A 565-nucleotide genomic window follows, 5' to 3' on the forward strand; every position below is an offset into this window, starting at 1 on the left:
GCCCCGCGCGCGGCGCGGTTTGTGGGGCTGGGCGAAACCGAACTCTCCGAGCGCAGGCGCGAACTCTCTGAGGAGCTGCAACAGCTGGGCTTCAGTGTCGGCGCGGAGCAGCTGCCTGATGAGGTTCTCGCGCAACTCTCCCGCGGAGGTGAACGCGCATGAAACACGCACAAGGACTGGTCTGGGAGTATCCCGTTGCCGCGAACGCCACAATCCGCGTCGGCGCAGCGGTGATTACGAACGCGAACGGCTGGGCAACCGAAGGCGCAGCAGGCGCGAACCAGCGCATTCTGGGCGTATCGGCTGAGCATGTCGAGAACACAGGCGGCGGCAACGGCGCACGCATGGTCTCGGTGTATAAGCGCGGGATCGTTGATGCGACGATTGCTGGCGGCGCTACCTTTAGCCAAGGGAGCGTCGGCGCGGATGCGTTCCTTGACGGCTACGACGCGACCAACCAGCGCCCGACGGTACACAGCACCAGCACGGGTCGCACGCGGCTGGGCACTGTGGTCGCCGTTTCGGGCAACACCGTGCTGGTGCAACTGATTACGGTCTGATGGGG

General features: G+C 65.5%; 1 protein-coding gene. It reads left to right on the forward strand.

Features of this window, described 5'->3' with window-relative positions; genetic code table 11:
- The first annotated feature begins 158 nt into the window (after nucleotides 1-158).
- Nucleotides 159-560, forward strand: coding sequence for a hypothetical protein (locus tag NW837_RS15465; RefSeq protein ID WP_414332554.1), 402 nt, complete (start codon nucleotides 159-161; stop codon nucleotides 558-560).
- Nucleotides 561-565: the final 5 nt, after the last annotated feature.

The sequence above is a fragment of the Synechococcus sp. R6-10 genome, from assembly GCF_047461815.1.
In the GTDB taxonomy this organism is placed as follows: domain Bacteria; phylum Cyanobacteriota; class Cyanobacteriia; order Thermostichales; family Thermostichaceae; genus Thermostichus.